Origin of the sequence: Aquamicrobium segne, assembly GCF_042656785.1 — a bacterium.
In the GTDB taxonomy this organism is placed as follows: domain Bacteria; phylum Pseudomonadota; class Alphaproteobacteria; order Rhizobiales; family Rhizobiaceae; genus Mesorhizobium; species Mesorhizobium segne.
The window spans coordinates 22847-32650 of the sequence record NZ_JBHSLL010000001.1 but is presented as its reverse complement, the minus strand read 5'-3'; the positions used below and the strand labels follow the sequence as shown (position 1 = coordinate 32650).

Genomic DNA, 9804 nt, shown 5'->3' with positions numbered 1-9804 from the left:
CCCGCACAGAAACTGAAAATGGCCATGTAAGTTCTACAAATGCACCCCGTTAAAAAAGGGGAGATTACCATGCAAAAAATCACTTGCGCCAGTTTGCAAGTGCGGCTTCGTCTGAATCTCGGGCTTCAACCCAACCGCCCTCCGTTCCGTCAACAGCATGTTCCTTCTTCCAGAACGGTGCACGTGATTTCAAAAAATCCATCATGAAGCTGGCGGCTTCAAAGGCTGCCTGCCTGTGTGTCGAGGCGGCCATGACCAAAACGATATTGTCACCCGGTTTCAGTTTTCCATGGCGATGAATGATGGTTAGCCCCTGCAAGGGCCATCGGCTGACGGCCTCTTTGGCTATGCGCTGCATTTGTGCTTCTGCCATGCCGGGATAATGCTCAAGCTCCAGCGCTGAAAGGCGCCCTGCCTCATCGCGGCACAGCCCGCTAAATGTTACAATTGCACCAATATCGCTGCGACCATCCGTCAGGCGCGCCATTTCTACTGAAATATCAAAATCCGCAGTCTGGATGCGGATATCCGGCGCAATATCCCTCATGAGGTTCAGCCACCTGTCATAGGCGGGAACAGAGCAATTTCCTGAGCGCCAATAATGGTTTCGTCATGGCTCACATGTTCGTGATTTATGGCTACCCGAATTACGTCCGGGTGCTGCAAGGCGTTTTCATATTCTTCACCCTGTTGTTTCAGCCAGTTCAGCAAATCGGAAACAGTCTGAATATTTTCCGGCAGGTCAACATCTTCCTGCTCCTTGCCGATACGCTCGCGCACCCACGCAAAATAGATAAGTTTCATCGCCTCACTCGTCGATAATATGCTTCAGGCCGGCTCGAAAATAATCATAGCCCGTATATAGGGTCACAATGGCGGCGATCCAAAGCAACACCAGCCCGGTTTGTGTGGTGTAGGGAAAGATTTTATCGCCAGCCGGGCCTGCCAGAAGAAAGGCGATTGCGACCATCTGGATTGCGGTTTTCCATTTGGCCAGTTGAGTGACCGGAACGCTGACTTTGAGCGCCGCCAGATATTCACGCAGACCCGAAACAAGAATTTCACGGCATAGAATAATGATTGCCGCCCAAAGCGACCAACCGGCAATTCCGCCTCGCTGGTCGGTATCTGCCGCCAGAAGCAGCAGGCAGGTCGCCACCAGCAGCTTGTCGGCAATCGGATCAAGCATACGCCCGATATTGGAGGTCTGCTTCCATGCGCGGGCAAAATACCCGTCAAAATAGTCTGTAACGCTGGCAAGAGCGAAAATCGCCAGTGCTGACCAGCGCGCAAAATCACTCGATTTAAGCTGGCCTTCCAGATAAAAACACAAAACCACCAGCGGCACCGCCAGAATACGGGCATAAGTCAGCATATTTGGCAGGTTAAAAGCTGATCTGGCCATTTCTCAAACTCATTACAGACAAATCGGAAGGGTTTGGTACCTAGGGTCAGGACCTAAAGCCTATCGTGATCTTTCAGTTCCACGGCCTGCTTCAGGTTCTTGTTTTACGCATGTCTTTATCACGAAACCAAAAGCAGTTTCAAAAGACAGGAACCAGTCAAATCAGAAGGCGCGCGCCGGAGCAAGCCCGGGCCTGGCATGAAAAGCCAAGGGCTTTTAAAACCTGTCATCCCTTCTCATGAAAGTGATCATAAACAAGCTGGGCAATGCGCTGTGAAATGCCTTCCACCGCCGCCAGATCTTCCACCGCAGCGCCGCTGACTGCCTTGGCCGTTCCGAAATGATGCAGCAAAGCGCGTTTTCGCGTCGGGCCAATGCCCATAATTTCATCCAGCGGGCTGCTCACCATTTCCTTTTTGCGGCGCGCCCTGTGCGAGCCAATGGCAAAACGATGCGCCTCATCCCGCAGGCGCTGCACAAAATAAAGCACCGGATCGCGCATGGGCAATGTAAAGGGTATTTTGTCCCGGGTAAAAAACCGTTCACGCCCCGCCTCACGGTCCTGCCCCTTGGCGACACCGATTGCAACAACACGCTCCTCGATGCCCAGATCCGTCAAAATCTGGCGCACCGCACTCATCTGCCCCTGCCCGCCATCAATCAAAATCACATCCGGCCAGGCGGGAAACCCTTCAGCGGCTTCAATTTCACCGGCATCTTCTTTACTAGCATCTTCCTCGGCATTTTCCTTGAGCAGGCGTGAAAAGCGGCGCTCCATCACCTCGCGCATCATGCCAAAATCATCGCCGGGGGTAATGGTCGTGGAGCGGATATTGAATTTTCGGTACTGGTTTTTTACAAATCCTTCCGGTCCGGCCACAATCATGGCCCCGACCGCATTGGTGCCCATGATGTGAGAATTGTCATAAACCTCAATGCGCACAGGAACTTTCGCCAGTCCGAAAGTGGTGGCAAAACCTTCCAGCAAGCGCGCCTGAGTGGAGGTTTCGGCAAGGCGTCGCCCCAGTGCCTCACGCGCATTTTGCAAAGCGTGGTCGCTTAAATCCTTTTTCTCACCACGCTGTGGAACAGAAATTGATATTTTGTGCCCTGCCCGCGTGCTGAGCGCCTCTGCCAGAAGCTGCTTTTCTTCAATATCCTGTGACAGAAGAATGACGCGCGGCGTGGGCTTGTCATCATAAAACTGGGCAAGAAACGCTCCCAAAACCTCGCCTGCCTCCAATGCCGGATCAGCTTTTGGAAAATAGGCCCGGTTGCCCCAGTTTTGCCCCGTGCGGAAGAAAAACACCTGAATGCAGTTTTGCCCACCCTCCTGATGGATAGCAAACACATCGGCCTCCTCCACCGTTTGCGGGTTGATGCCCTGATGGCCCTGAACATGTGAAAGCGCCACAATGCGATCGCGATAAATGGCAGCCTGCTCAAAATCGAGATTTTCGGAAGCGTGCTGCATGGCGCGTGAAATGTCTTCTTTCACACTCTGGCTGCGGCCAGACAAAAACGCCTTCGCCTCCTTGACCAGTTTGGCATAATCTTCATGCGAGATTTCACCGGTGCAAGGCGCTGAACAACGCTTGATCTGAAACAGCAGACAGGGCCGCGTGCGGTTTGCATAAAATGAATCCGTACAGCTTCTGAGAAGAAAAGCCCGTTGCAGCGAATTGATGGTGCGGTCCACCGCCAGGGCAGAGGCAAAAGGACCGTAATAATCGCCTTTGCGTGACCGTGCGCCTCGATGTTTATAAATACCTGGCGACACATGATCGGAACTGAGAAGAATATAAGGAAATGATTTATCATCCCGCATCAAGACATTAAATCGTGGCCGCAACCTCTTGATAAGATTGGCCTCAAGAAGAAGAGCTTCGGTCTCTGTTCGGGTAACGACAAATTCCATACGCGCTGTTTCATGCACCATGCGCCCAATGCGAACGGTATGAAAGCGGCCTTGCGCATATTGGGTTACGCGCTTTTTCAGATTGCGTGCCTTGCCCACATAAAGTACGTCACCTTCCATATTCATCATGCGGTAAACACCCGGAGCATTGGGCAGGCGCTTGACCAGTTCCTGAATGATCTCGGCGCCGGATCGGCTTTCATTCTCACCTTCCCGGTCCAGTTCAAGACCGGTGAATGAAATGTCGGCTGTTTCAGTTGCAGGCTTCTTGCCTGTCTGTGTCACCTGCGCATCAGGCGCATCTGAAGGCGACTGGCCTGATGATGTGTCGGGCGTTTCTCTGCTCATTCCAGCACACCGGCAATATCAGGCGTTTTCCACGCCAGATGCTGGCCACCGTCTAGCGCAATCATTTGTCCCGTTACCGAACGGGCCTGCCACAGATAGCGGATTGTGGCCCCGAACTCGGAAAGATCAGGACCGCGTTGCAACAGCAGCGCATCGACCTGCTGGCGAAAATCATCCTCATCCTGCCGCATATTGCGCAAGGTGGGCCCCGGTCCGATAGCATTGACCCGGATTTTGGGGGCAAGCGCCTGCGCCATGGTGCGTGTTGCCGTCCACAGCGCCGATTTGGATAATGTGTAGGAAAAATAGCGTGGCGTCAGCCGCCAGACGCGCTGGTCAATCATATTGACCACCAGCCCCTCGGCATTTGCAGGCAGGTTTCTTGCCATGCCCTGCGCCAGCAGCACCGGTGCTTTCACATGAACGGAAAAATGATCGTCCCAATCCTGCCCGCCCAAATCAAGTTTTTTAAAAAAATCATCTCCGCCAAAATCACTCCGGTCAATATCGGGCCCATCACAGTCGGGCCCATCACAATCGGGCCCATCACAATCGGGCCCATCACAATCGGGCAATGAATCATTTTTAAACAGGGACGCATTGTTGATCAGAAGCTGAACCGGCCCCATGGCGGTCGTTACATCCTCAAGCAGTTTTTTCGTCTGGTCTGTATCGGTCAGGTCCGCCTTGAAAGCGCTTGCCCGCCTGCCCTGCCCGACAATGTTTGCAACCAGTTCATCAGCTTGCGCCAGGGAACTGTTGCTGTGAACGGCCACGGCAAAACCATGCGCGCACAAATCCTCGACAATGGCACGGCCGATCCGTTTTGCTCCACCTGTCACCAGTGCAACTGCACCACTTTCATTCATCAATCGATTCCTGCTTGCCGTCATCGCCTGCACCAGTCTGACCTTGCGCCCCGGCAAACGTTCAGACTTTGTTTGTGGCTGCGGCCAGATTGTGGCGAAAGCCCTAAAACCGTGTGCGATTCACGATCTTTGGCCACGCTGCTCCTGACAATATAGATATGGTAACGTCTTGTACCAAGGCTGTTTTACGCTCCCACACAGGCTTGGGCATAAGAATCTGTTGCCTGAATGCAACGCCTCTTTTCCACCTTATTTGCGTCAGGGAATCACCCCAATTCAGGTTCGCTTCTGCCGCATTTGGGAACGAAATTCTGAAATCGATGGGCGGCGGGACCGTTTCCTCCCAGAATTGTTCTGCGCTCACGTTTAGAAAAGCCAGTGTCTGTGGCTGAAGGAGTAATATCATGACGACCAAATTGAAATTTGTCAGGCCGACAGCGACCGCTCTCGCACTTCTTGCTTTTGCCGCCGCCCCGGCCTTTGCCGCGGACGTGGTGATGGAAGAGCCGCCAGCACCCATGCCGATCGCTGAACTGCCGGTGGCTTCCTGGACCGGCCCTTATGCCGGTATCAATCTTGGCTATGGTTTTAATGGCCGCGTAAATCACAGGGATGCCGGTGACCGCGTCAAGACCGATGGTTTCCTCGGCGGCGCCTTCGTCGGTTACAATTACGACATGGGCAATAATTTCGTTGTCGGTGCAGAAGGCGATCTTGGCTATAGCGCGCTCAAGGGCAGCAATGTCAACGAAAAGGCCAAGTCCGGCGTCGAAGGTTCGATCCGTGCCCGCCTCGGCTATTCGGTCAGCCCTGACATTCTGCTCTATGGTACGGCCGGTGGTGCTGCACAGAGCCTGAAGATCACCGATACACTTGGTGACAGCGACCGCAACACCATGGTTGGCTGGACTGCCGGTGTCGGTTCCGACATCAAGTTCACCGACAATGTGTTTGGTCGTGTTGAATATCGTTACACCGATTACGGCAAGGAAACCTTCAACCTTGGCAGTGCTTCCGAGCGTTTCGACTCGCGTGATCACCGCATCAATTTCGGTGTCGGTATGAAGTTCTGATCTGGCATTCAGGATCAGAATATAAAAAAAGCCGGGGTTTTTCCCCGGCTTTTTTACTTGCTGTTTCAGGAGGGAAGATAAGATTTCAGTTCGGGGAATTTTTCATCAAACCGTACAGCCCAGCGCGTCAACCGGCTGCGACCCCGTTCCCATTGCCCCTCAAAACGCAGCGACAAATAGCCAAGCATAGCGCGCACTGCAATCTGGCCTGCCGTAATCTTTTTCGGCAGTTTCGGCGGATTGGCATTTAGATGATCGAGCCCGCGCAAGACCTTTTGCCATTGAGCATCAATCCACTCCTGATGCACTTTTTCTTCCGGCCGCCTTGCGCGCTCATACATGATGGTCACAACACAATCGCAAATACCATCTGCCAGCGCTTCCAGCACTTCAGCATCCGTGCGCTTATCCGCATTACGAGGAAAGAGTGCGTTTTTGGACTGGCGGTTGAGATATTGCGTAATGGCGCGACTGTCAAAAATTGCTCGCCCGTCATCCAGAACAAGTGTCGGAATCTTGCCCAGAGGGTTGGCCCCAATCAATTCAGGCGGTTGCTTGCTTGCCTGAACGAAATGCGACTCCACTTCAATACCCGCATAGGCAGCCGACATGCGCACCTTGGCGCTATAGGGCGAGGCCGATGAATAAAGCACTTTTGGCATTTTTCTTTCCATTTCTTTCAAAGGCGCGCACATGCTGTTTTACAGGCGCTGCCGTGTAAAATCAGGTCGCAAAAAGGCAAAAATCTACTTTAAAACCCGGCAACCGGCATTGTAGACCAGCCAGCGATCAAAGCCGGACACGCAAAATTCAACATTGGCCCCACCCATGGCGGCAAAGCCCTGCCCTTCCTCAATCAGATACGCAATATCGTGCTCATAGCCGTTTGAGAGCGTAACCTTTGCGCTGCAATAATGGCGCGCAATCGGCCATCTTTGGCTGGTTGCTTCGCTGCGGCGCAGATGGATATGATTAAAATCTGCAATCGCAACCTGCGGCAGATTGGGAACATGGCGCACCTGATAGGCAAAATTTCGGGTGATCCGGTTCAGCACCGGCGCTGCATTGCAGATTGTGGGCGCATTTTGAACGTCATAGACGAACATGTCAGCAGCCTGTGCAACCGGCTGCACCAGCAATGTGGTGCAAATGGCGCTCAGGCTCAGAAAAGAGAGTTTGGCGGTGCGGATCATTTCAGCCTCATAAGGTGTTTGACTGCACTGTGAGGATTTCATAATGCGCGGTCAAGCGTCCGTATCTTCACCAGCCAGCCAGTGCAATCCCCATTTCGCGCCCGGCTCGGTTGCCAGCAGGCCATGAAGCTCCGGCAAAATGACATTCAGTTCCTGTTCAAGCACAAATGGCGGATTGGCCACGATCATGCCGGTTCCATCAAGGCGCGGCACCGTCCCTGAAGGCCGGATCATGAAGGTGATATCCAGAATGCGCGGGATGTTTGTGGCCACCAGCGCATTGCGAAATTCAGCCAGAGCCTTGTGATCCTTGATCGGATACCACAGCGCATAAATGCCACCCTGCCAACGACGACAGGCGCGCACCAGCCCTTGTGTCAGGCGCAAAAACTCACCCTCCTCTTCAAAAGGCGGGTCAACAAGCACAAGCCCGCGCTTTTCCTTTGGCGGAAGATGCGCGCCAAGCGCCAGCCAGCCATCCAGTTCGATCACGCGGGTCTGAAAATCCCCTTCAAAACATTGCCGGAGCAAACCCACATCCTGCGGATGGAGTTCAATTGCGCTCAAGCGGTCCTGTTTGCGCAAAAGATGCCGCACGATCATGGGGGAACCCGGATAATGCGTCATTTCCAGATTGGTGTTTACCGAACGCACGGCCTCAAGATAAGGTGCTAAAAATGTGGCTGCCTCAGTGTTCAACTGCGCGTCCGTCAGCCGTTCAATACCTTCCAGCCACTCGCCCGTTTTGCCGGCTTCTTCTGAACGCAGATCATAAAGCCCGATACCGGCATGGGTATCGATCACCCGAAACGGCTTTTCCTTGCGCTTGAGATATTCAACAATACGCGCCAGCACGATATGCTTGACGACATCGGCAAAATTGCCGGCATGATAAGCGTGGCGGTAATTCATCCCTGAACACTCACGCCTTGCGCTGCCAGCGCCGATCCGACGCCTGCTGCCAGTAAGTCACGTCATGGCCCGCCGCTTTCATGAGCTTCCAGTGGCTGCGGGCTGCCTCAAGCTGATCAGCATCATGCCCGTCAAACAAAAACACAGCCCGCTCATAGGCACCAAGATCGGGTGGTTCTGCCCCATCAACCAGAAAGCGGATATGGGCACCATTGGCATTGCCGGTGCCAGTGGTCAGCAGAACCGGCTGCTCGGCAGGAAAACTGTCACGATCCGTTCCATGGGCCAGAAAGGAATCATCGCGATAAGTCCATAAATGCTGGTCGAGTGCATCACGACACTGTTCGGACCCGGTTTGCACCACGGCCCGCCAGCCACGTTGAAGGCTGCGCTCCAGCAGACCGGGCAGCGCATCCTCCAATGTCGATTCCGTCAGATGATAAAACAATATTTCTGTCATGATGCAGCGACCGGCCCGACCATGCCGTCATGAAGCCCGTTATTTCTCATACCCGTTATTCTTCATAATTGTCGCGTACCAGACGGTCGAGCAGCCTGACGCCAAAGCCAGACCCCCAGGAATGGTTGACATCATTAGAAGGCGCGCCCATCGCGGTACCTGCAATATCCAGATGCGCCCAAGGCGTATTGTCTTTTACGAAACGTTGCAGGAATTGCGCCGCAATTATGGCCCCGCCATAGCGTCCGCCAATATTCTTCATGTCGGCATTGGGGCTGTCCAGCAGCTTGTCATAGTCGGCCCCGAGAGGCATCCGCCACAAGCGCTCCTGCGTGGCAAGCCCCGCCTGTGTGAGCTGATTGGCAAGGTCATCATCATTGGCAAACAGGCCCGCATGATGCAGCCCCAGCGCCACCATGATGGCTCCGGTCAGCGTGGCCAGATCAATGATTGCAGCAGGTTCAAAACGAGAGCATCCATACCAGAGGGCATCGGCCAGAACGAGGCGGCCTTCCGCGTCCGTATTCAACACCTCGATCGTCTGGCCCGACATGGAGGTGACAATATCGCCGGGCCGTTGCGAATTGCCGTCAACAGAATTTTCCACCAAACCGACAATGCCCACCACATTGGCTTTTGCCTTACGCGCCGCCAGAGCATGCATAAGCCCGGCAACAGAAGCAGCCCCGCCCATATCGCCCTTCATGTCTTCCATGCCGGAAGAAGATTTCATCGAATTGCCGCCGGTGTCGAAGGTCACGCCCTTGCCAACGACAGCCAGCGGTTTGGCGCCCTTGCGCCCGCCCTCCCAGCGCATGACGACAAGGCGCGCACCACGTGGCGAACCTTGCGCCACGCCAAGCAAAGCCCCCATGCCGGCCTTTTTCATTTCCTTTTCAGTCAGGACCTCAACCTTGACACCCAGTTCAGCAAGCGCCTCAAGGCGTGACGCAAATTCGACAGGTCCCAATATATTGGCGGGTTCATTGACCAGATCACGTGCCAGATTAACACCATCGACCACGGCATGCAGATCGGCAAAGGTTTTTTGCGCTGCGACCGGATCGGCACACATGATCGTGATCTGAGCAGGCTTTTCCTGCGTCTTTTTCTTTTTACCCCCCTCTTTGTCAGCCTCTGGCTTGCGGGTCTTGTATTTTTCAAAAGCGTAAGCGCGCAGCAAAATGCCAGCGGCCAGATTAGCCGCATTTTCGGGTGCAATCGCCTCATCTCCGGGCAGATCAACCAGGATGGTGGCAATTTTTTCCTTGGCGGCAGAAGAAGACACCACACCGCCCAATTTCAGCCAGCCATATTCATCCAGCTCGGTAATTTTTCCCACACCAAGAGCAATCAGCCGGTCCAGCCTGCTTCCTTCAGGTGCAATAACATCCAGCATGGCTCCAAATTTTCCGGAAAAATCAGCAATCTTGAAGGCCCGCCCCAGCACTCCGGCTGTATCCACACTGGCCGCCAGTTTGCCGGGTCCTGATTTTTGAGCCGACAAAAGATAGACATTGCCTTTTTCAGGTACAGAAAAAGCGGCAAAGCTGATGGAAGGCGTCAAGGTCATGGATGGCGGCTTTCGGTTTGGTGAGATATGATTATATCAGGTTTTAAGAGACA

Annotated in this window: 11 protein-coding genes; 1 reads left to right on the top strand and 10 read right to left on the bottom strand. The window is 53.9% G+C overall.

Translation table 11 applies throughout. The features are described from left to right. Window positions 1-79 precede the first annotated feature (79 nt). The 5 genes from ACFPLB_RS00180 to ACFPLB_RS00160 form a co-directional block, all read right to left on the bottom strand. A complete protein-coding gene (locus tag ACFPLB_RS00180) occupies window positions 80-547 on the bottom strand; it encodes a molybdenum cofactor biosynthesis protein MoaE (protein WP_378227249.1) in 468 nt (155 codons plus the stop codon). A 5-nt stretch (window positions 548-552) separates the two neighbouring features. Beyond that, entirely contained in the window at window positions 553-804 is a 252-nt protein-coding gene (gene moaD / locus ACFPLB_RS00175) for a molybdopterin converting factor subunit 1 (RefSeq protein ID WP_378227248.1), read from the bottom strand. 4 nt (window positions 805-808) lie between these two features. Next, window positions 809-1405 carry a CDP-diacylglycerol--glycerol-3-phosphate 3-phosphatidyltransferase gene (gene pgsA, locus ACFPLB_RS00170; RefSeq protein WP_378227247.1) on the bottom strand — a complete coding sequence of 199 codons (597 nt, stop codon included), beginning with the start codon at window positions 1403-1405 and terminating at the stop codon, window positions 809-811. A gap of 226 nt (window positions 1406-1631) precedes the next feature. Then, window positions 1632-3671, bottom strand: coding sequence for an excinuclease ABC subunit UvrC (gene uvrC / locus ACFPLB_RS00165; protein ID WP_378227246.1), 2040 nt, complete (start codon window positions 3669-3671; stop codon window positions 1632-1634). Further along, complete coding sequence (locus ACFPLB_RS00160) at window positions 3668-4540, bottom strand: SDR family oxidoreductase (RefSeq protein WP_378227245.1); 873 nt, start codon at window positions 4538-4540, stop codon at window positions 3668-3670. Before ACFPLB_RS00160 ends, uvrC begins: the two co-directional genes overlap by 4 nt. A gap of 404 nt (window positions 4541-4944) precedes the next feature. Between ACFPLB_RS00160 and ACFPLB_RS00155 the strand changes: the two genes are divergently transcribed. Then, complete coding sequence (locus ACFPLB_RS00155; protein ID WP_378227244.1) at window positions 4945-5613, top strand: outer membrane protein; 669 nt, start codon at window positions 4945-4947, stop codon at window positions 5611-5613. 65 nt (window positions 5614-5678) lie between these two features. Here the strand turns inward: ACFPLB_RS00155 and ACFPLB_RS00150 are convergent, their stop codons facing one another. The 5 genes from ACFPLB_RS00150 to ACFPLB_RS00130 all read right to left on the bottom strand — a co-directional run bounded on the left by ACFPLB_RS00150 (window position 5679) and on the right by ACFPLB_RS00130 (window position 9751). Next, window positions 5679-6275 carry a glutathione S-transferase gene (locus ACFPLB_RS00150; RefSeq protein WP_378227243.1) on the bottom strand — a complete coding sequence of 199 codons (597 nt, stop codon included), beginning with the start codon at window positions 6273-6275 and terminating at the stop codon, window positions 5679-5681. 84 nt (window positions 6276-6359) lie between these two features. Continuing rightward, window positions 6360-6806, bottom strand: coding sequence for a hypothetical protein (locus tag ACFPLB_RS00145; protein WP_378227242.1), 447 nt, complete (start codon window positions 6804-6806; stop codon window positions 6360-6362). Window positions 6807-6857: 51 nt separating this feature from the next. Further along, a complete protein-coding gene (locus tag ACFPLB_RS00140) occupies window positions 6858-7718 on the bottom strand; it encodes a 23S rRNA (adenine(2030)-N(6))-methyltransferase RlmJ (protein WP_378227241.1) in 861 nt (286 codons plus the stop codon). 10 nt (window positions 7719-7728) lie between these two features. After that, the gene (locus tag ACFPLB_RS00135) at window positions 7729-8178 is read right to left on the bottom strand and encodes a DNA polymerase III subunit chi (protein ID WP_378227240.1); all 450 of its coding nucleotides are present in this window, start codon (window positions 8176-8178) and stop codon (window positions 7729-7731) included. A gap of 55 nt (window positions 8179-8233) precedes the next feature. Continuing rightward, window positions 8234-9751 carry a leucyl aminopeptidase gene (locus tag ACFPLB_RS00130; RefSeq protein WP_378227238.1) on the bottom strand — a complete coding sequence of 506 codons (1518 nt, stop codon included), beginning with the start codon at window positions 9749-9751 and terminating at the stop codon, window positions 8234-8236. Window positions 9752-9804: the final 53 nt, after the last annotated feature.